General features: G+C 73.7%; 24 protein-coding genes. 13 read left to right on the plus strand and 11 right to left on the minus strand.

The features are described from left to right. Positions 1–123 precede the first annotated feature (123 nt). Both dtd and EV384_RS12805 read right to left on the minus strand, forming a co-directional pair. Positions 124–546 (minus strand): D-aminoacyl-tRNA deacylase, encoded by a 423-nt coding sequence (gene dtd, locus EV384_RS12800; protein ID WP_130333222.1) that lies wholly within the window; start codon positions 544–546, stop codon positions 124–126. Next, positions 546–2,015: a DUF7782 domain-containing protein gene (locus EV384_RS12805; RefSeq protein ID WP_130340489.1), complete on the minus strand. Its 1,470-nt coding sequence runs from the start codon at positions 2,013–2,015 to the stop codon at positions 546–548. The genes dtd and EV384_RS12805 overlap by 1 nt, the downstream gene beginning before the upstream one ends. A 184-nt stretch (positions 2,016–2,199) precedes the next feature. Between EV384_RS12805 and EV384_RS12810 the strand changes: the two genes are divergently transcribed. Both EV384_RS12810 and EV384_RS12815 read left to right on the plus strand, forming a co-directional pair. After that, positions 2,200–2,784, plus strand: a complete 585-nt coding sequence (locus tag EV384_RS12810; RefSeq protein ID WP_130333228.1) for an HhH-GPD-type base excision DNA repair protein — start codon at positions 2,200–2,202, stop codon at positions 2,782–2,784. Positions 2,785–2,840: 56 nt separating this feature from the next. Further along, positions 2,841–4,040 (plus strand): low temperature requirement protein A, encoded by a 1,200-nt coding sequence (locus EV384_RS12815; RefSeq protein ID WP_130333230.1) that lies wholly within the window; start codon positions 2,841–2,843, stop codon positions 4,038–4,040. 8 nt (positions 4,041–4,048) lie between these two features. On the opposite strand, the gene EV384_RS12820 is transcribed toward EV384_RS12815, so the two are convergent. Together EV384_RS12820 and EV384_RS12825 are read right to left on the minus strand one after the other, a co-directional pair. Then, positions 4,049–4,360: a hypothetical protein gene (locus EV384_RS12820; protein WP_130333232.1), complete on the minus strand. Its 312-nt coding sequence runs from the start codon at positions 4,358–4,360 to the stop codon at positions 4,049–4,051. A gap of 13 nt (positions 4,361–4,373) precedes the next feature. Then, positions 4,374–4,661, minus strand: coding sequence for a hypothetical protein (locus EV384_RS12825; protein WP_242624027.1), 288 nt, complete (start codon positions 4,659–4,661; stop codon positions 4,374–4,376). Between the two features lie 104 nt (positions 4,662–4,765). Between EV384_RS12825 and EV384_RS12830 the strand changes: the two genes are divergently transcribed. Next, a complete protein-coding gene (locus EV384_RS12830) occupies positions 4,766–5,125 on the plus strand; it encodes a DUF3099 domain-containing protein (protein ID WP_207232308.1) in 360 nt (119 codons plus the stop codon). 31 nt (positions 5,126–5,156) lie between these two features. Here EV384_RS12830 and EV384_RS12835 read toward each other — a convergent pair whose 3' ends face one another. Both EV384_RS12835 and EV384_RS12840 read right to left on the minus strand, forming a co-directional pair. Continuing rightward, positions 5,157–6,056, minus strand: coding sequence for a carbohydrate kinase family protein (locus tag EV384_RS12835; RefSeq protein ID WP_130333238.1), 900 nt, complete (start codon positions 6,054–6,056; stop codon positions 5,157–5,159). After that, a complete protein-coding gene (locus EV384_RS12840) occupies positions 6,053–6,985 on the minus strand; it encodes a pseudouridine-5'-phosphate glycosidase (protein WP_130333240.1) in 933 nt (310 codons plus the stop codon). Before EV384_RS12840 ends, EV384_RS12835 begins: the two co-directional genes overlap by 4 nt. Before the next feature lie 88 nt (positions 6,986–7,073). Between EV384_RS12840 and EV384_RS12845 the strand changes: the two genes are divergently transcribed. The 3 genes from EV384_RS12845 (at position 7,074) to EV384_RS12855 (ending at position 9,907) form a co-directional block, all read left to right on the plus strand. Further along, on the plus strand, positions 7,074–7,292 hold the full coding sequence (locus EV384_RS12845; RefSeq protein ID WP_130333242.1) for a DUF3039 domain-containing protein: 219 nt from the start codon (positions 7,074–7,076) through the stop codon (positions 7,290–7,292). A gap of 40 nt (positions 7,293–7,332) precedes the next feature. After that, positions 7,333–7,983 carry a trimeric intracellular cation channel family protein gene (locus EV384_RS12850; protein ID WP_130333244.1) on the plus strand — a complete coding sequence of 217 codons (651 nt, stop codon included), beginning with the start codon at positions 7,333–7,335 and terminating at the stop codon, positions 7,981–7,983. Between the two features lie 190 nt (positions 7,984–8,173). After that, the gene (locus EV384_RS12855; RefSeq protein ID WP_130333246.1) at positions 8,174–9,907 is read left to right on the plus strand and encodes a DEAD/DEAH box helicase; all 1,734 of its coding nucleotides are present in this window, start codon (positions 8,174–8,176) and stop codon (positions 9,905–9,907) included. A gap of 136 nt (positions 9,908–10,043) precedes the next feature. Here the strand turns inward: EV384_RS12855 and EV384_RS12860 are convergent, their stop codons facing one another. Both EV384_RS12860 and EV384_RS12865 read right to left on the minus strand, forming a co-directional pair. Beyond that, entirely contained in the window at positions 10,044–10,277 is a 234-nt protein-coding gene (locus EV384_RS12860) for a DUF7455 domain-containing protein (protein WP_036374862.1), read from the minus strand. Positions 10,278–10,524: 247 nt separating this feature from the next. Further along, positions 10,525–12,132, minus strand: a complete 1,608-nt coding sequence (locus EV384_RS12865; RefSeq protein WP_130333248.1) for an RNA polymerase sigma factor — start codon at positions 12,130–12,132, stop codon at positions 10,525–10,527. A gap of 277 nt (positions 12,133–12,409) precedes the next feature. Here EV384_RS12865 and EV384_RS12870 point away from each other — a divergent pair, with 277 nt between their 5' ends. After that, positions 12,410–13,231: an inositol monophosphatase family protein gene (locus EV384_RS12870; RefSeq protein ID WP_130333250.1), complete on the plus strand. Its 822-nt coding sequence runs from the start codon at positions 12,410–12,412 to the stop codon at positions 13,229–13,231. Between the two features lie 110 nt (positions 13,232–13,341). Here EV384_RS12870 and EV384_RS12875 read toward each other — a convergent pair whose 3' ends face one another. Next, on the minus strand, positions 13,342–13,860 hold the full coding sequence (locus EV384_RS12875) for a LytR C-terminal domain-containing protein (RefSeq protein ID WP_207232585.1): 519 nt from the start codon (positions 13,858–13,860) through the stop codon (positions 13,342–13,344). A 432-nt stretch (positions 13,861–14,292) separates the two neighbouring features. On the opposite strand from EV384_RS12875, the gene EV384_RS12880 reads away from it, so the two are divergent. Continuing rightward, positions 14,293–14,589 (plus strand): DUF4193 domain-containing protein, encoded by a 297-nt coding sequence (locus EV384_RS12880; protein ID WP_007075406.1) that lies wholly within the window; start codon positions 14,293–14,295, stop codon positions 14,587–14,589. 264 nt (positions 14,590–14,853) lie between these two features. After that, entirely contained in the window at positions 14,854–15,642 is a 789-nt protein-coding gene (locus EV384_RS12885; protein ID WP_130333254.1) for a hypothetical protein, read from the plus strand. 59 nt (positions 15,643–15,701) lie between these two features. Here EV384_RS12885 and EV384_RS12890 read toward each other — a convergent pair whose 3' ends face one another. Further along, positions 15,702–16,202 carry a DUF3093 domain-containing protein gene (locus EV384_RS12890; RefSeq protein ID WP_130333256.1) on the minus strand — a complete coding sequence of 167 codons (501 nt, stop codon included), beginning with the start codon at positions 16,200–16,202 and terminating at the stop codon, positions 15,702–15,704. A gap of 82 nt (positions 16,203–16,284) precedes the next feature. On the opposite strand from EV384_RS12890, the gene dut reads away from it, so the two are divergent. The 4 genes from dut to EV384_RS12910 all read left to right on the plus strand — a co-directional run bounded on the left by dut (position 16,285) and on the right by EV384_RS12910 (position 18,786). After that, on the plus strand, positions 16,285–16,818 hold the full coding sequence (gene dut, locus EV384_RS12895) for a dUTP diphosphatase (RefSeq protein WP_130333258.1): 534 nt from the start codon (positions 16,285–16,287) through the stop codon (positions 16,816–16,818). Positions 16,819–16,843: 25 nt separating this feature from the next. Continuing rightward, complete coding sequence (locus EV384_RS12900; protein WP_130333260.1) at positions 16,844–17,509, plus strand: DUF3710 domain-containing protein; 666 nt, start codon at positions 16,844–16,846, stop codon at positions 17,507–17,509. Positions 17,510–17,725: 216 nt separating this feature from the next. Continuing rightward, positions 17,726–18,106: an OB-fold nucleic acid binding domain-containing protein gene (locus EV384_RS12905; RefSeq protein ID WP_130333262.1), complete on the plus strand. Its 381-nt coding sequence runs from the start codon at positions 17,726–17,728 to the stop codon at positions 18,104–18,106. Beyond that, positions 18,103–18,786 carry a DUF3159 domain-containing protein gene (locus EV384_RS12910; protein WP_130333264.1) on the plus strand — a complete coding sequence of 228 codons (684 nt, stop codon included), beginning with the start codon at positions 18,103–18,105 and terminating at the stop codon, positions 18,784–18,786. The genes EV384_RS12905 and EV384_RS12910 overlap by 4 nt, the downstream gene beginning before the upstream one ends. A gap of 52 nt (positions 18,787–18,838) precedes the next feature. Here EV384_RS12910 and EV384_RS12915 read toward each other — a convergent pair whose 3' ends face one another. Continuing rightward, complete coding sequence (locus EV384_RS12915; protein WP_130333266.1) at positions 18,839–19,528, minus strand: potassium channel family protein; 690 nt, start codon at positions 19,526–19,528, stop codon at positions 18,839–18,841.

Consider the following 19,528-nt stretch of genomic DNA (forward strand, 5'->3'; position numbering starts at 1 on the left):
GCCGCGTTGATCATGAAGTTGTTGCCGTCCGCATCGGCGGGTCAGGGCAATAACTTCATGATCACCGGGGAGGCGGGGCGGGGCGGGGCGGGGCGGGGGAAGGGCGGGGGAAGGGTGGGTGGGTCAGAGGTCGAGGAGGAGGGTGCGGGGGCCCACGTTGACGCTCTCCACCAGCATGTGGGCGCGGAAGCGGCCGGTCTCGACCTTGGCGCCGCGGGCGCGCAGCGCCTCGACGACCGCCGTCACCAGGGGTTCGGCGACCTCTGCCGGGGCTGCCGCAGTCCAGCTCGGCCTTCTGCCCTTGCGGGCGTCGCCGTAGAGGGTGAACTGGCTGACCACCAGGATCGGGGCGCCGGTGTCGGCGGCGCTGCGCTCCTCGTCCAGGATGCGCAGCTCGTGGATCTTGCGGGCCATCGTGGCGGCGAGGTGCGGGGTGTCGGCGTGGGTCACCCCTAGCAGCACCAGCAGGCCGTCGGCGATCTCACCGACCACCTCGCCGTCGACGGTCACGCTGGCCCGGCTGACCGTCTGCACGACCGCCCGCATCAGTCGGCCACCGGCTCGATGATGCCGCGCTCGACCAGGTGCGCCACGATCGGGCCGGCCGCCTCGGCCAGCTCCTGGGGGGCGACGTCGTGCGCGACGGCGAGCAGGGCGAGCTGGTCGCGCAGTGGCAGCCGGCCGTCGGCCCCGCCGACCAGGGCGAGCACCAGCGGGTCGATCTCCTCCGACCAGCGCAGCCCGTGCGGCATGGCGAGCACCTGCCGGTCCACCGCCCAGCCCTCGTCGCCCATGGTGGCCTCCTGCCGGAGCTGGAGCCCCTCGGCGGCCCGGTAACGCGCGGCGAGCAGCGCGTCGGTGTCGCGTGCCCGGAGCCAGTCCTGGCGGTCGAACCAGGCGGCGATCTGGTCCCCCATCGGCGGCTCCACCCGCTGGCGCAGGTCCTCCACCCGGACCGCCGGCTGGTCGTGGCCGGAGCGGCGCAGCGAGACGATGCCGAAGCCGATCGCCTCCACCTTGTGCGCGTCGAACCAGTCCAGCCAGGCCGCCATCCGCTGCGGATCGGCGGCCTCGCCGACGTCGGTGAGCCACAGGTTGACGTACGCCATCGGGTCGGCCACCTCGCGCTGGATCACCCAGGCGTCCAGCCCCGTGCCGGCGAACCAGCCGGCCACCCGCTCGTTCCACTCCTCACCGGTGACGTGCACCCAGTTGGCCAGGTACTGCATGGTGCCACCCGCGGTGAGCAGGTGCGGCGCGGCGGCGGCCAGTTCGGCGCCGATCGCGTCGCCGACCCGCCCGGAGTCCCGGTAGACGTGGGTGGTGGTGCCCGGCCCGACCACGAACGGCGGGTTGCTCACCACCAGGTCGAAGCGGCGGCCGGCGACCGGGGCGACCAGGTCGCCGCGGAGCAGCTCCCAGTCCTGGCCGTTGAGTGCGGCGGTGGTGGCGGCGAAGCGCAGCGCCCGCTCGGAGACGTCGGTCGCGGTGACCGTCCGGGCGTGGGTGGCCAGGTGCAGCGCCTGCACTCCGGAGCCGGTGCCCAGGTCCAGCGCGGTCTCCACCGGGCGGCGGACGGTCGCGCCGATCAGCGTCTGGGTGGCGCCGCCGATGCCCAGCACGTGCTCGGCGTGCAGCGGCTTCCCGGGCCGGGCGCTGGCCGGCACGTCGGCGAGCACCCACCACTCGTCCCCGTACGGCTCCAGGTCGACGCCGGCGCGCAGGCCGTCGCCGTGCCGCTCGACGATCCCGCCGGCGAGGGCCTCCTCGACGGTCAGCGGCGCGAGCGCGGCGGCCACCGCCGCCGCCGGCTCGGTCTGGTCGCAGATGAACACCCGGATCAGGGTGGCGAGCGGGTCGCGGTCCTCGGTGGCGCGCAGCGCGGCCCGGAAGTCGTTGCGGGCCACCGCGCCGGTGGCCTGCGAACCGAGCCGGCCGGCGATGCCGTTCGAGGTGAAGTCCGCCCGGGTCAGCGCGGTGCGCAGCGCCTCGACTCCGGCGGGGGAGAGCAGCATGTCGTGTTCCACGTCGCCATCCTGCCTCGCGACCGGTGCGGATCGGCCGGCACCCGGGACATCCATACCGTGGCCCGTAGGTATCGGCCACTGTCTCCACCGGCGGACCCGACCCCTGTCCGCCGGGCCGGTCGCGTATTGCCTCGGGGAGTCGGCGCGGCCGACGCACCGCGGAGGCGGCAGGATGGGGAGCATGACGCTCTCGCTGCCCATCGATCCGGAGGCCAACCGGCTGCTGGCGCGCAGCCCGCTGGCGCTGCTCCTCGGCATGGTGCTCGACCAGCAGGTGCCGATGGAGAAGGCGTTCTCCTCGCCGTACGTGCTGACCCAGCGGCTCGGTCACGAGCCGGACGCCCGCGAGCTGGCCGGGTACGCCCCGGAGGCCCTGGTCGAACTCTTCGCCCAGCCGCCGGCCCTGCACCGGTTCCCGAAGGCGATGGCGGCCCGGGTGCAGGAGGTCTGCCAGGTCCTCGTCGACCGTTACGACGGCGACCCGACCCGGCTCTGGGCGGACGTCGCCGACGGCCGCGAACTGCTGCGTCGGGTCGGTGAGCTGCCCGGCTTCGGGAAGCAGAAGGCGCAGATCTTCGTGGCCCTGCTCGGCAAGCGGTACGGGGTGACCCCGGACGGCTGGCGGGAGGCCGCGGGCGGGTACGGCGAGCCGGACGCCCGCCGGTCCGTGGCCGACGTGACCGACCCGGAGTCGCTGCGCCAGGTGCGCGAGTACAAGCAGCAGATGAAGGCGGCGGCCAAGGCCGCGAAGGGCTGACGCAACGCCCGCCCGTCCCCGTCGTTGAGAACCTCAGGCGACGACGGCGGGCGGGGATGGCGGATCAACGGGGGGAGGAGCTCCTCCGCGGCAAGGCGACCTCGCCGCGGGCCACGTTCCTGGAGCTCTTCTTCGACGTCGCCTTCGTCTTCGCGCTCACCCGGGTGTCGAACCGGCTGGTCGACGACTTCACGGTGGAGCGGCGGGTCTTCCTGCCCGAGGCGGGGCAGACGCTGCTGCTCCTGCTCGCCCTCTGGATGGTCTGGTCGCTGACCACCTGGACGACCAGCCGGTACAACCCCGAGCGGCCGGAGATCCAACTGGTCGTGGCGGGCTCGATGTTCGCCAGCATGGTGATGGCGGTGTCGCTGCCGGAGGCGTTCGACACCCGGGGCCTCTCCTTCGCGATCGGCTACGTGGCCGTCCAGGTCGGCCGTCCCCTCTTCCTCACGGTGGCGATGCGGCACCATCCGGAGCGGCACGTCGCCGGCCGGATCCTCGTCTGGGCGGTGGTGTCGGCGGTGCCGTGGATCGCCGGAGCGCTGGTGCACAACGACGCCCGCGGGGTGTTCTGGACCGTCGCGGTGATCATCGACTACGGCGCGGCCCGGCTGGGCTGGCCGCTGCCCGGACGGGGCCGGTCGCCCGCCTCCTCCTGGCCGGTCACCGGCGAGCACCTGGCCGAGCGCTACCAGCAGTTCACCATCATCGCGCTGGGCGAGATGATCCTGATCAGCGGATTCGGCTTCAGCATGAGCGAGTTCGCGGCCGCCCAGTGGGTGGCCTTCGCCATCACGTTCGCGAGCACCGCGCTGCTCTGGCGGATCTACTTCTACCGGGCCGGCACGGTGCTGGTGGAGGCGGTGGCCGGGTCGGCGCGACCCGGCCGGCTCGCCGAGTCGGCGACGTACACCCACCTGGTCATGGTGGCCGGCATCGTCGCCGCCGCCGTCGGCTACGAACTCGTCATCGGCCATCCCGGTGGGCACACCGATCCGGCCTGGCTCACCGTGATCATCGGCGGTCCGGCGCTCTTCGTGCTCGGCCGGGCGCGTTTCGAGTACGAGGTGTTCGGCCGGGTGTCCCGGTCCCGGCTGGTCGGTCTCGTCGTGCTGGTGGCGATGGTGCCCCTGGTCATCCGGCTGCCTCCGCTGGCGGTCGGCGCGGCGACCACGGCGGTGCTGGGTGGGATCGCCGCGGCCGACGCGCTGCGGGCCCGGGGCCGGCCGCCGGAGCAGCCCGCGCCGCCGATCTGACGGGGCGGTCAGGCAGCGGTGGGGCGGGAGAGCGCGGCCAGCGCCCGCCGCACGTCGGCGAGGGAAACGGTCGCCGAGTCGTCCAGGTCGGCCAGGCCCGCCTCGATCCACTGTCGCATCAGGGTGGTCACCCCGATGCCGCGGGCGTCGGCGGCGGCCCGGACCCGCTCGTACGTCTCCAGCGGGAGGCGCACCGAGCGGCTGACCATGGGCACGTCGGTGTCGGGGGTGGGCAGCTCCGCCGGCTGGCTCTCGTCGATCAGCTCGGCCAGCGCGTCGTCGCCGCCGTGGAAACGCTTGGTCGCCTCGTTCCGGTCCATCGTGACCGCCTCCTCATCGGCGAGATCTCCGTACCGCCTCGTCGTAGCGCTTCGCCTCGACGTCGCTCAGCTCGCGCGCGGACAGGACGTCCCAGTCGTGGTCGGTGCCGTCGGCCTCGGCGAGCAGCACGGCGAGTCGTCGCCCCCGGTGGGACACCGCGTAGACGACCATCACGTCGTCGCCGAGGTGCCGGATGACCCGGCGCGTGCTGTGCAGGGCCTCCCAGACTTCCCCGGGTGTGACGTCGTAGACCCGGATGTTGGCCAACGCCTCGTCGGTGAAGCTGAACCGGCTGCCCACGAGGGGAGCGTACCACGGCCGTAACACGCGAACGGGATGGCTCGATTTTCGCTGATCAACGGCTGCGGGTGACAGGATGGGGCGTAATCCCCTCGAGGAGGTCCGTGGTGAAGCGTCAGGCGTACCAGCCGATCCTGATCACCGACGCCTCGCGCAGCCAGAACGACCAGCTCAACAGCCGGCAGAAGCGTTACGTGCTGATGATGGGCATCCGGGTGGCGTGCCTGGTGGTCGGTGCCGTCCTGGTCGTCGCGAAGGCACCCCTGCTCTGGCTCTGGCTGCCGCTGCTCGGCCTCGGGATGGTGCTCATCCCCTGGCTGGCGGTGCTGCTGGCCAACGACCGGCCGCCCAAGGACGAGCACCGTCTCGCCAACAAGCTCCGCCACCGCCACCGCGACGAGACCCCGCCGATGAGCCTGACCGCCGAGGAACGCCCCCACAAGATCATCGACGTCGAGCCCTGATCGCCGCGATCCCGCACGTCGGGCGGCGGGGTCAGGGGGTGGGGCGGGCGCCGACCGTGGCGACGGCGGTGGCGCCGAGGTCCGCCGCGCGGTTGAGCGCGGCGCGCGGGTCCGCGCCGGCCAGCCAGGCCGTGAGCAGGCCGGCGGCGAAGGCGTCCCCGGCCCCGGTCACGTCCACCACCGCCACCCGACGGGCCGCCGCCACGCTGACCGTGGCGTCCCGGTCCACCCAGACCGCGCCGGCCGCGCCCCGCTTGACCACCACCCGGCGGGCCGCCGCCGAGAGCGCCCGCGCCTGCGCCGCCGGGTCCAGCCCGCCGGCCAGCACCGTCGCCTCGTCCGTGTTCACCAGCAACAGGTCGACGTCGCGTACCCAGGTCAGGAAGGCCGCCGCGCCGACCCGCCGCAGCGGCGCCGCGGAGGCCGCGTCGACGCTGGTGGTGAGCCCGCGCTCGCGGGCGGCGGCCAGCGCCCGCAGTCCCGCGCCGCGCGACTCGGCGTCCAGCAGGGTGTACGCGGACAGGTGCAGGTGGCCGGCGTCGGGCGCCCCGGCCAGGGCGCGGTCGACGTGCGCGGCGCTCAGTCGCAGGTTCGCCCCGCGCTGGCTGACCATGGTCCGCTCGGCGTCGGTGGCGAGCACGATGACCGTGCCGGTCGGGTAGCCCTCGTGGGGCTCCACCGCGCAGTCGACGCCGATCCGGGTCAGCTCGGCCACCCGGTCGCGTCCCGCCTCGTCGTCGCCGACCGCGCCGACCAGCGTCACGTCCACCCCCTGGGCGGCGATCCAGGCGGCCGTGTTGGCCGCCTGCCCGCCGCCGCTGAAGCGGATCTCGGCGCCGGTGTCCGAGCCGGTCGCCAGCGGCCCGGAGAGCACCGCCACCACGTCGGTGATCACGTCACCGACGACGAGGATGCGGGACCGGTGGTTCATGCCGCGGCGGCGGGACGACGGGCGGCGGCGACGGCGATCCGGGCGGCCAGGTCGGCGTTGCGCAGGATGATCCGGACGTTCACCGCGAGGCTGGCGCCCTGGGTGGCGGAGTGGAAGTGGGCCAGCAGGAACGGCGTCACGGCCTTGCCGGTCACCGCGTCGTGGGCCAGCATGGCCAGACCCTCGGCGAGGGTCCGGTCGTGCAGCTCCGGGTCGAGCTGCTCGTCGACGGGGAGCGGGTTGGCCACGATCAGCCCACCGTGGTGCAGGCCCTGCGCCGCCCGGGCGGCCAGCACGTCGGCCACCTGCTCCGGCGAGTTCACCGACCAGTCCAGGTCGAAGCCGGCGTCGGTGAGGTAGAAGCCGGGGAAGCGGCGGGTGCGGTAGCCGACCACGCCGACGCCGAGCGTCTCCAGCCGCTCCAGCGTCGCGCCCACGTCGAGGATCGACTTCACCCCCGCGCAGACCACCGCGATCGGCGTCCGGGCCAGGGTGACCAGGTCGGCCGACTCGTCGAAGGTCTGCGCGGCTTCCCGATGCACCCCGCCCAGGCCGCCGGTGGCGAAGACGCCGATCCCGGCGGCCGCGGCCACCGCGCTGGTCGCGGCCACGGTGGTGGCACCGTCCGCGCCGGTCGCGGCGGCCACCGCCAGATCGCGTACGGAGAGCTTGCTCACCCCGTCGACGGTGGCGAGTCGGGTCAGCTGGGCGTCGTCCAGGCCCACCACCAGCTCGCCGCCGACCATGCCGATGGTGGCCGGAACCGCGCCGGCGTCCCTTACCGCCTGCTCGATCTGCCGGGCGACCAGCAGGTTGTCGGGCCGGGGGAGGCCGTGCGAGACGATGGTGCTCTCCAGGGCGACGACGGGACGCCCGGCGCGCAGGGCGTCGGCCACCTCGGTGCCGAAACGGATGTGAAAGCTGGTCACTTCCGTTACGGTACCGCCGCCGTCCCGGCGGCCTGCGGTGGACCGGCCCCGGACGACCTGCGAAACTGGAAAGGTTGGAGGTGTAGACGTGAGCACACAGATTCTCGAGCGTCCGGAACTGAAGGACGCCGACACCGGTCCTGAGATGTTCCACTACGTGCGCAAGGAGAAGATCGCCGAGAGTGCCGTCATGGGCACTTACGTCGTGGCGCTCTGCGGCGAGACGTTCCCGGTGACCAAGGCGGCCAAGCCCGGTTCGCCGGTCTGCCCGAAGTGCAAGGAGATCTACGACTCGTACCACGAGTGATGCCGGGCGGTCGCCCCGGCCGCCCACGTAGCCTGCGGCGGTGACCACCTCCACCGCCCTGCTCTTCGCCGACCTGACCGGAGTGGCCGTCTTCGCCGCCTCGGGGGCCTCCGCGGCGGTGGCCAAGCGGCTGGATCTCTTCGGTGTGGTCTTCGTCGGGGTCGTCGCCGCGCTCGGCGGCGGCATCTTCCGCGACCTGGTGATCGACGAAGTGCCGCCGCTGGCCTTCGCCGACTGGCGGTACGCGATCACCGCGGCGGTCGTCGCCGCCGCCGTCTTCCGGCTCCACCCGCAGCTCGCCCGGCTGCGCACCACCGTGCTGGTGCTCGACGCGGCCGGCCTCGGGCTGTTCACCGTCACCGGCACGCTCAAGGCCCTGGAGGCCCACGTGCCGGCGGTCGGCGCCTGCATGATCGGCATGCTCACCGCGATCGGCGGCGGGCTCGGCCGGGACCTGCTCACCGCCGAGATCCCGGTGGTGCTGCGCCGGGAGATCTACGCGGTGGCGGCGCTCGCCGGGTCGATCGTGGTGGCCCTGCTGTCGACGTACGGACACGCGACCGCGGCGCCGTTGACCGCGGCGGCGCTCGTCGTCTTCGCGCTGCGCCTGATCTCGCTGCGCCGGCGCTGGTCCGCCCCGGTGCCCACCACGCGCCCGCCGCGCACCGGCACCCGCGGCCCGCAGGGCTGAGCCGGCCGGGGCCGGGGTGGCGGGGGTCGCGGATGTGACCAGCGTGGCGTCGCCTGGGCCGAACCGGCCGCGCTGGTTATGCTGAGTCGGCCTTCGCGGGATCTTCTGCGCGGAGGCGTTTTCATGGGCGGCGGTACCCGTGCCCCTCGGCCCGGGTCCGCCCTTGGTGCGGTCGGAGAGGAGCCTTCGCGTGGCAGCCCGGACGCCGGCGCTCGAGACGTTCCCGCCCCTGCGTGCCTGGCAACGCAAGGCGCTGGTGGAGTACCTGCGCCGCCGGACCGAGGACTTCACCGCGGTCGCCACCCCCGGTGCCGGTAAGACCACCTTCGCCCTGCGGATCGCCGCCGAGCTGCTCGCCGACGGCACCGTCGAGGCGGTCACCGTGGTCGCCCCGACCGAGCACCTGAAGACCCAGTGGGCCACCTCGGCCGCCCGGGTCGGCATCCAGCTCGACGCCGCGTTCCGCAACGCCGACCTGCACTCCTCGGCCGACTTCCACGGCGCGGTCGTCACCTACGCCCAGGTCGGGATGGCGCCGCAGGTGCACCGCCGGCGCACCATGACCCGGCGCACCCTGGTCATCCTCGACGAGATCCACCACGCCGGCGACTCCCGGTCCTGGGGCGACGGGGTCAAGGCCGCCTTCGAGCCCGCCGTACGCCGGCTGATGCTCACCGGTACGCCGTTCCGCTCCGACGACAACCCGATCCCGTTCGTCAGCTACGAGCGGGGCGGGGACGGGCTGCTGCGGTCCCGCGCCGACTCGGTCTACGGCTACTCCGACGCGCTGCGCGAAGGCGTGGTCCGGCCGGTGCTCTTCCTGGCGTACTCCGGGGAGACCCGGTGGCGCACCAACGCCGGCGAGGAGCTGGCCGCCCGGCTGGGCGAGCCGATGACCCAGGACCTGGTCGCGCAGGCCTGGCGTACCGCCCTGGACCCGGCCGGGGACTGGATGCCGCAGGTGCTGCGCGCGGCCGACGCCCGGCTGACCGTGCTGCGCAACGCCGGGATGGCCGACGCGGGCGGCCTGATCATCGCCAGCGACCAGCAGACCGCCCGCTCGTACGCCAAGCTGATCGAGCAGGTGACCGGCGAGAAGGCCGCGGTGGTGCTCTCCGACGACCAGGGCGCGTCCGCGCGGATCGCGACGTTCGCGGCGTCCGAGCAGCGTTGGCTGGTCGCGGTCCGGATGGTCTCCGAGGGCGTCGACATCCCCCGCCTGGCCGTCGGCGTCTACGCCACCAGCGCCAGCACGCCGCTCTACTTCGCCCAGGCGATCGGCCGCTTTGTCCGGGCCCGCCGCCCCGGGGAGACCGCCTCGGTCTTCCTGCCGAGCGTGCCGCACCTGCTCGGGCTGGCCAGCGAGATGGAGGCCGAGCGGGACCACGTGCTCGGCAAGCCCAAGGACAACGAGGGCTTCGACGACGACCTGCTGGAGCGCGCCCAGCGCGACGACCAGGCCAGCGGGGAGCTGGAGAAGCGCTTCGCGGCGCTCTCCGCCACCGCCGAGCTGGACCAGGTGATCTTCGACGGCGCGTCCTTCGGCACCACGGCCCAGGCCGGCACCCCGGAGGAGGAGGAGTACCTCGGCCTCCCGGGGCTGCTCACCGCGGACCAGGTCTCCCTGCTGCTCACCAAGCGGCAGGCCGAGCAGCTCGCCGCCCGGCGCCGCCGGACGGCCACCCGGACCGCTGAGCCGGCCGCTGAGAGCCCCGCGGCGGCGCCGCCGCCGATGAGCGCCGCCCAGCGCCGGGTGGCCCTGCGGCGCCAGCTGAACGCCCTGGTGGCGGCCCGCCACCACCGCACCGGCCAGCCGCACGGCAAGATCCACGCCGAGCTGCGCCGGCTCTGCGGCGGCCCGCCCAGCGCCCAGGCGACGATCGAGCAGCTCGAAGAGCGCATCGCCACCGTCCAGACCCTCTGACCCACCCACCCCAGCGGACCCGGCCGGCCCGCACCGTCCCGCTCCGGCCGTCCGCGCTGAGATGGGCAGCGCACGAAAAGCCGGCCGGAGGCTCCCCGTGGGGGCCTCCGGCCGGCTATGTCGTGGTTGTGCGGTTTCAGTTCGCCATCAGATCGGCGCCACGCCAGCTGAACTCGGGGTCCGTCGCGTACCGCACGGTGATCTTCACGAGATCCTCCGCGTACTTGTTCGCGTGGTGCCCACAGAACACCAGCTCGCTCCCACCCGCCAGAGTGATCCGGAGCTTGCCGGCAGCATTGCAGCGGTCGCACCGTTCATCGGCGGCTGGGGGAGCCACCGTCTCGGGCGGCGGCGTGAGGGTCGGGGTCATCGCCTTCCTCCTCTGGTCGTCACCGATGAACACTCTCTTCGGTCGTTGCTCACCTATCGTGCAACATCCTTGTCGGGCCCTGCCTTCCCTGTGTGCCCGCGGGGGACCGAGGTCACACATGGCGTGGAGACAGTGTGCCGTGCACCAAGGGTGCCACGTCAACGATCACAAACGGGCAACCGACCGATCACCATCGAGTGTTGTACGGCTGGTGATCAAAGCGACACGACTTGTTGACGTGAATGGGTCAGTCCAGGTAGTCGCGGAGTACCTGGGAGCGCGACGGGTGCCGCAACTTGGACATGGTCTTGGACTCGATCTGCCGGATGCGTTCCCGGGTCACGCCGTACACCTGGCCGATCTCGTCCAGGGTACGCGGCTGGCCGTCGGTCAGGCCGAAGCGCAGGCGTACCACGCCCGCCTCACGCTCGGAGAGCGTCTGCAGCACCTGCTGGAGCTGGTCCTGCAGCAGCGAGAACGAGACCGCGTCGACCGCGACCACGGCCTCCGAATCCTCGATGAAGTCGCCGAGCTGGCTGTCGCCCTCGTCACCGATGGTCTGGTCGAGCGAGATGGGCTCCCGGGCGTACTGCTGGATCTCCAGCACCTTCTCCGGTGTGATGTCCATCTCCTTGGCCAGCTCCTCCGGGGTGGGCTCGCGGCCCAGGTCCTGGAGCAGCTCGCGCTGGATCCGGCCGAGCTTGTTGATCACCTCGACCATGTGCACCGGGATGCGGATGGTGCGGGCCTGGTCGGCCATGGCGCGGGTGATGGCCTGGCGGATCCACCAGGTGGCGTAGGTGGAGAACTTGTAGCCCTTGGTGTAGTCGAACTTCTCGACCGCGCGGATCAGGCCGAGGTTGCCCTCCTGGATCAGGTCCAGGAAGGCCATGCCGCGACCGGTGTACCGCTTGGCCAGCGAGACGACCAGCCGGAGGTTCGCCTCCAGCAGGTGGTTCTTGGCGCGCTCGCCGTCGCGGGAGATCCAGCCCAGGTCGCGCTGCATCTCGCGGGTGAGCTTCTCCTCACCCTCCTCGGCCGCGCGCAGCCGCTCGGCGGCGTAGAGGCCGGCCTCGATCCGCTTGGCGAGCTCGACCTCCTGCTCGGCGTTGAGCAGCGGCACCTTGCCGATCTGCTTCAGGTACGCCCGGACGGAGTCGGCGGAGGCGGTCAGCTCGGCGTCCCGGCGCGCCTGCTTCAGCGCCTCGGACTCCTCGTCGTCCCACTCGAAGTCGTTGTCGGTCGCGGAGGCGGCGGCGTCGGTCTCGGCGGCCTGGGTCAGCGCGGCCGGCTCCTCGACCACCACGTCCTCGATCGCGGCGGCGAGCTCCTCCGGGTCGATCTCACCCTCGGCGCCCTCACCCTTGGCGCCCGCCTTGGTCGACTTGGCGGCGGTCTTCGCGGCCACGGTCGCCTTGGTGGCCCGGGTCGCCTTGGTGGCCTTGGCCGGCGCGGCGGCCTTGGCCGCCACCTCGGCGGTGGTGCCGGCGGCCTTGCGCGCGGTCGCCTTCCGCGGGGCGGGGGCCGGGGCCTCGTCGGCGGCGGGCGCCTGCTTCGGGGCGGGCGCGGCGGCCTTCTTGGTGGTCTTGGCGGTGGTGGCCCGGGACGCCGGCGTGGCGGAGCGGGCGGCGGCCACCCGGCGGCGGGTGCTGGCGGAGCCGTCCACGACCACCGTCACGCCCGCCTCGGAGAGCGCGCGCAGGATCTTCTTGGCCTGGGCCGGGGTCACCTCAGCGGACTCGACAGTGCGCGCGAGCTGGGCCGACGTGAGCTGGCCGCCGGCGCTCTGCGCGTGGGCGATCAGGGTGTCGGTGAGCGAGCGAACGTCGGCGCCGTTCTGGCGGGGTTCTGTCACGAATGACCTTCCGGAGGCGAAGAGCGAGCACGGCCGGGTCGTCCGGCGCAGCACGGAACGCCGTGCCGGGCGATGTCGTTGAGGGACCCCCGTGTCCCGAACCGACCGGTCGCTGGCGGTCCGTGGCGCGTGGGCAGGGTGAATTGTAACGCCGTCTGCCGCGATCATCCTGCGCCGCACGGCGTACCGGCCATTCGGACCGCCGATTGGGCCCTTTGTAAGGATGATACCCGCGCGCGACCCGGGAATCCCCGGTCGCACGGGAAGGGGACAAACCATGATCCGCTCGGCGCCGCCGACGCAGGAACTGCTGGAGATCGCGATCGACGTCGCCCGGGACGCGGCCGCCACCGCGCACCGGATGCGGGCCGAGGGGGTTTCGGTCGCCGCGACCAAGAGCACGGTCACCGACGTGGTCACCGCCGCCGACCGGGCCGTGGAGCGGCAGGTGCTCGACGCCCTGCGCAAGCTCCGCCCGGACGACGCGGTGCTCGGCGAGGAGTACGGCGCGGGGGAGACCGGGCCGGTCGAGGCGGGCGGGGTCCGCTGGATCGTCGACCCCATCGACGGCACCGTGAACTACCTGTACGGGCTGCCGTACTGCGCGGTCTCCCTCGCCGCCGAGGTGGACGGGGAGGTGGTCGCCGGCGTGGTCCGCAACGTGGCCACCGGCGAGGAGTGGACCGCCACCGCGGGCGGCGGCGCCTGGCGGGACGGCGAGCGGCTGCGCTGCTCCACCGAGACCGACCTGGGCCAGGCGCTGGTCGCCACCGGCTTCGGGTACGACCCCGGCCGGCGGGCGCACCAGGCCCGGGTGCTCGCCGAGCTGATCCCGCACGTCCGGGACATCCGCCGGATGGGTGCGGCGGCGCTGGACCTCTGCCTGGCCGCCGAGGGCCGGGTCGACGCCTACTACGAGAAGGGGCTGGCGGCCTGGGACCAGGCGGCCGGCGGGCTGGTCGCCACCGAGGCGGGGCTGCGGGTGGCCGGACTGGAGGGCCGGCCCGCCGGCCCCGACCTGGTCATCGCCGCGCCGCCGGCGCTGTTCGCGCCGCTGCACACCCGGCTGGCCGCCCTGGACGCATCCGGCGGCCCCTGATCAACTCCACGTCGGGGACATCGGCGTGACCCGGCCCGTCCGACACCGCACGTCGCCGACCTTGAGTCGATCAACCGCCCCCGCCGAGCACGGCGGGGGCGGAAGCGGGATTACTTGTCGTCGACCGGCATGGGGCAGGAGCCGGGAGGCGCCACCGGCGAGCCGAGGTCACCGAGGGACTGGTTGACCTCGGTGGTGGTGGCCAACTGCTGGAAGCCGTTGCCCAGGACCACGTCGACCGTGTCGTCCTTGCGCTTCGGGTCGTACGCCCGCTCGGCGTTGTTCAGAAAATAGGCCCGCAGCAGGTGCGCGGAGCCGACGCCCTTCGGCCCGAAACGGAGCACGGCGACGTCGTCGACGCCCTTCGCGGCGTTGCCTTCCTTCTTGACCTGGAACTTACGGTTGCGGAAGTCGTCGGCCACGCTGCCGGCCAGGCCCGCCTCGTCGGTGGCGTTGTAGACGTTGATTTTGACGTCCTTCGGCTCGCGCAGGGTCACGTCGGCCAGCGGCCAGCCGTCGGGGCAGCCCTCCGCCGTGCCCACCTTGCCCTGGCTGTCGCGTACCAGGGCGACGACGACGAAGACCAGGGCGAGGACCGCCAGCAGACCGACGACAACGAGTGCCCGCACTCGCGCAAAACTCATCTGGGCGCTCCCCGGACGTGTTGGGTGGCGGCGGCCGCTTGGCGGTCGGGCCGCCCCGCCGGCCGTCGAGTACGCCGCTGAGGTTAACGGTTGTCCGGCCGTCGCGTGGAAACAGTCCGACATGCCGGCGCGCCATCCGGGAACCGGGTACTACTACCCCTATCTTCGTGTCGCCTGAGTCACATTGGGAACAACTTCGGGCGCAGGGGCGTACATCTCTGGCGCGAGGGCGGTATACATGCCTCGCCCAAAGGGGGGGTAGGTTCCGCGCTTGCTGGGGAGTTTCTCTGGCGGACTCGGCTCACCGGTCCTGGGGTCGGGTGACCGACACAAATGGTGGCCGGCCAGTGGAACCGAAACAGCGTCGCCCGGCGTTACAACCGGAAGCGACCATATCGATATGGGAGAGTGAAACCGATGGCCACCGACTACGACGCCCCGCGTCGCGACGAGGTCGACCTCGGCGAGGACAGCCTCGAAGAGCTCAAGGCCCGGCGGGTCGACTCACAGTCGGGCGCCGTGGACGTCGACGAGGCCGAGGTGGCCGAGAGCTTCGAGCTGCCCGGCGCCGACCTGGCCGACGAGGAGCTCACGGTCAAGGTCCTACCGATGCAGCAGGACGAGTTCCGGTGCGCCCGCTGCTTCCTGGTCCACCACCGCAGCCAGCTGGCGGTCGAGCGCAACGGCGAGCTGATCTGCCGCGAGTGCGTCTGACCGCGACGCGTGTCACCGGCGGCGGCCTCCACGACGGGGCCGCCGCTGTTCGAGTCGCCGTGCGGCGGCGGCGGGAAGCTGCTTGACTCGTAATGGGCGGTTTCGATGCCGGCGGAACTCCGGGAGGTCGGACGGGTGAGCGAGCGCAGCGAGCGGGCTGGTGGACCCGGCGCCGAAGACACCGACGGGCGTCCCGGGCAGGCTCCGGTGACCAGTTCCCACGCCTCGGGCAGGCCCGGCGCACCGGTCACCGCCGGTGGTGTCGTGGCTGGGCGGGATGTGCGGGATGATGACGCCGACCAGCTCGGCGCCACCGTGGCTGCGCTGACCGCGGACGACATCGAGCCGACCCGCCGGCGGCAGCTGCTCACCCGGCTGGTCAACCAGGCGCTCAAACAGGCGCGAGCCCGCGGGCTCGCCGACCTGTTCAAGCCGAAGGCCGCCGTCGGCTGGATGGTGGATACCGTCTCCGACGTCGCCCCGCGCGTGCCGATCCGGGACCTGGCCACCCTGCGCCGGCACATCCCCGGGCTCGACGACGAGGCGTTGGCCGATCGGCTGATCCGCAACGCCGCCCGGGCCACCGCCGGGGTCGGTGCCGCCGGTGGCGGCGTCGCCACGGTCGAGTGGGCCGTCACCCCGACCCTGCTCTCCGCACCCGTGCTGCTGGCCGCCGAGACCGTCGCCGTCGCCGCGATCGAGCTGAAGCTGATCGGCGAGCTGCACGAGGTCTACGGTGTGCCGTTGCCCACCGGTGGCACCCAGCGCACCGTCGCCCTGGTGCAGTCCTGGGCCAGCGGGCGGGGGATCAACCCGATGATGCCGGGGGTGGGGGTGAGCGCCGTGCTCGCCAACGGCACCCGCAAGCAGCTGCGGGACACCCTGCTCAAGCGCTTCGGCCGTAACCTGACCACGCTCGGGCCCTTCCTCACCGGTGCCGCGGTGGCCAGTTATCTCAACCGCCGGACCACCCTGGCCGTGGCCGACGAGCTCCGCAAGGACCTGCGGAGGAAGGGGCGCGAGCTGCCCGGAGCGCGGCCCGCGCTGCCCTGAGCCCCGGGCTCCGGCGCCGGGCGCGGCCCGGCCGGGGCGCCCGGATCGGGACGATCCGTTCAGGCGGCGTCGCGGGCCGCCATGATCGCGGCCGCCAGCTCGACCGGGTGCCGGGAGCTGACCACCCAGAACGGGGTCGGGTCGGCCGGGTCGTCCAGCACCACCTGGACCGCGCCGCCGACCCAGGGTCGCTGCACGACGAAGGCGAGCGGGTCGGCCCCCACGCCGAGCACCTCGCGGCGGCCGGCGGCGTCCAGCGGGACGGCGTCGGCGACGAACCGCACCGGCAGGCGGGCGTCGTCCACCCGCAGCTCGCCGTCGTGGACGGCGACCCGGATCCGGCCCAGCCACCACAGGGCGGCCACCGCCGCCGGCAGCAGCAGCACGAAGGGCAGCCAGGAGCGCAGCCCGGTGGCGCCCATCCAGAGCTCGGTGGCGAGCAGCCCGGCCAGGCCGAGCCCGGCCAGCCAGTACCACCAGGGCAGGCCGAGCCGCTCGGCGTACGCCGGGGGCGCCGCCGACGGGGCCGGGGCGGACGACGGGGATGGCGACAGGCTCACAGTTCGAGGGTACGGCGCACGACCGGCCCGCCAACCGGCAGGATGGCAGGGTCACCCGAGGACCGGACGGAAGAGGAAGACCGTGACAGACGTCGTACCCGTGCCCGTACGGCAGCTCGACCCGGAGCTGCCGCTGCCGGCGTACGCCCATCCCGGCGACGCCGGCGCGGACCTGGTGGCCGCCGCGGACGTCGAGCTGCCGCCCGGCGGGCGGGCCCTGGTCCCCACCGGGGTGGCGCTCGCGCTGCCGGAGGGGTACGTCGGGCTGGTCCACCCCCGGTCGGGGCTGGCGGCCAGGCTCGGCGTGACGGTGCTGAACGCGCCCGGTACGGTCGACGCCGGCTACCGGGGTGAGATCATGGTCAACCTGATCAATCATGATCGGGACGTGCCGGCGAAGATCAGCCGTGGCGACCGGATCGCGCAGCTCGTCGTGCAGCGGGTGGCGCGGGCCGAGTTCCAGCCGGTGGCCGAGCTGCCCGCGTCCCGGCGCGGCGCCGGCGGGCACGGATCGACCGGCGGGCACGCCGGGCTGGTCCCGGCCCCGGCCGACGCCGCCGGGCGGCGGGATTCGGCGGACCTGGCCGGCAGGCGGACGGAAGAGGTGGCAGGGTGAGTGCGAACAGCGGAGGGTGGGCGCAGTGATCTTCTCCCGAAAGCGGGCCGGTGGCGCGCGGCACGCGCGTGACGAGCGGACCGCCGAGGTCCTCGACTCCTACGACGCCGAGGAGTCGAGCCCGGAGACGCCGTCCCGGGGCCCGTACGACGCCTCCGAGGCGCCCGACATGCCCCGGCTGGACCTGGGCAGCCTGCAGATCCCGGCGGTGCCCGAGGTCGAGGTCCGGGTGCAGGCCGACCCCCAGGGCGTGATCCAACAGGTCGTGCTCGTGCACGGGGAGAGCGCCCTGCAACTCGGCGTCTTCGCGGCGCCCCGCTCCGAGGGCATCTGGGACGAGGTGCGCGAGGAGATCCGGCAGTCGCTGTCCAACGACGGCGCCGCCGCCGACGAGGTCGAGGGGGAGTACGGCACCGAGCTGCGCGCCCGGGTCCGCACCCCGGACGGCCCGACCGACCTGCGTTTCGTCGGCATCGACGGGCCGCGCTGGATGGTCCGCGGCGTCTACCAGGGCGCGGCCGCCACCGACCCGACCGCGGCCGGCCCGCTGGCGGCCTGCCTCGACGGCCTGGTGGTCGACCGGGGGCACGAGGCGAAGCCGGTCCGCGAGCCGCTGCCGCTGCGGCTGCCCCGCGAGATGGCCGAGCAGGCCACCCAGGAGAATCCCGCACCCGGCCAGCGCGAGGTCTGAGGCATCCACACCGGGCCCGGTGCCGTCGGCTCCCGCCGGCGGCGCCGGGCCCGTCGCGTGCCGGCCGCCGCCGCCGTACGCCGGGCAGGTGGCCCCGTGGACGCGGGCTCCGCCGCGCGGCCGGAGCGGCGTACGCTGGCGGGACGGTTCCGGCATTCCGGGGCCGGGCCAGCGCCGGCGCGGACCGGCCAGCGTGGAGAGGGTGACGCGGAGGTCATGACGACCGACGAGAGCCGGGTGTCGCTGCGGCGCATCCTGCAACGGCTCACCGCGAGCGAGGCCGAGATCGAGGCGCAGGAGCTGCGCCGGGAGAGCGCCCAGTCCGGCGGCATGCCGGCCCGGCAGTGCATGCGGGGCCAGGTGGTCTCGGTCGCCGGGCGGCTCCGCACGGTGGTCTACACGCCCCGGACGAACCTGCCGACGCTGGAGGCGGACCTCTACGACGGCAGCGACGTGGTCACCCTGGTCTGGCTGGGCCGCCGGCACATCGCCGGCATCGAGCCGGGCCGGCACCTCACCGCCCGCGGCCGGGTGGCCGTACGGGACGACCGCAAGGTGATCTACAACCCGTACTACGAGCTGGAGTCGCCGAAGTGACGACGGGACAGCCCCGGACCACCGAGCCGGAGACCGGGCCGCCGGACGACGGACGGCTGCCCAGCCTCGCCGAGCAGATGGCCGACCAGCTCGGCGGCTGGCGCGGCCTGGTCGAGTCGAGCATCCCCGTGGTGGTCTTCGTGCTCGCCAACGTGGTGGGCGAGCTGCGCCCGGCGGTCATCGCCTCGGTGGCGGTGGCGCTGCTCATCGCCGGCCTGCGGCTGGCCCAGCGCCGGCCGGTCCGGCACGCGGTCAACGGGCTCTTCGGCATCGCGATCGGCGCGGCCATCGCCTGGCGTACCGGCGACGAGCGGGACTTCTACCTCCCCGGCATCCTCTACGGCATCGGCTACGGGCTCGCCCTGCTGATCTCGGCGGCGATCCGGCAGCCCCTGGTGGGCTGGATCTGGTCGGTGCTGGTCGCCAAGGGGCGCGCCGAGTGGCGGGGCGACCCGCGGCTGGTGCGCACCTTCACCCAGCTCACCGTGCTCTGGGGTGTGGTCTGGCTGGCCAAGGTGGGCGTGCAGGCCGGGCTCTACCTGGCCCACCAGGACACCGCGCTGGGCGTGGCCCGGCTGGCGCTGGGCTACCCGCCGTACGCGCTGCTGCTGCTCATCACGGTCTGGACGGTGCGTCGGGTGACCCGGGAGACCGCGCCGGAGCCGCTACCCGGCGCCTGAGCCCCGCCGCCGGCCGCCCGGGCCGGCCGGCGGTGACACCCGCGGGCGCCCCTCAGCCCTTGCCGCGGGTGCGCTCGACGCTGTCCGGGCCGAGGATCACCGCGCGGACCTCGTCCTCCACCTGGGCGGTGCACACGAAGACCAGCTCGTCGCCGGCCTCGATCGGGTCGTCCGGGCTCGGCACCAGCACCCGCTTGCCGCGCAGGATCGCCACCAGGGCGGCGTCCCGGGGCAGCGGCACCGCGTGGATCGGCTGGCCGACGTACGGCGCGGTGGGCGGCAGGGTGATCTCGACCAGGTTCGCCTCGCCCTGCCGGAAGGTCATCAGCCGGACCAGGTCGCCGACGGTGACCGCCTCCTCGACCAGGGCGGCCATCACCCGCGGCTTGCTCACCGCGACGTCGACGCCCCACTGGTCGGTGAAGAGCCACTCGTTCTCGGCCCGGTTGACCCGGGCGACCACCCGGGGCACCGCGAACTCGGTCTTGGCCAGCAGCGAGACCACCAGGTTGACCTTGTCGTCCCCGGTGGCGGCGACCACCACGTCGCAGCCGGCGAGGTTGGCCTCCTCCAGGCTGGCCAGCTCGCAGGCGTCGGCGAGCACCCAATCGGCGGCCGGCACCCGGTCCGGGCGGAGCATCTTGGGCTGCCGCTCGATCAGCATCACCTGGTGGCCGTTGTCGATCAGCTCCTGGGCGATCGACCGGCCGACGTTGCCCGCGCCGGCGATGGCGATGCGCAT

Source organism: Micromonospora kangleipakensis, assembly GCF_004217615.1.
Lineage (GTDB): Bacteria > Actinomycetota > Actinomycetes > Mycobacteriales > Micromonosporaceae > Micromonospora > Micromonospora kangleipakensis.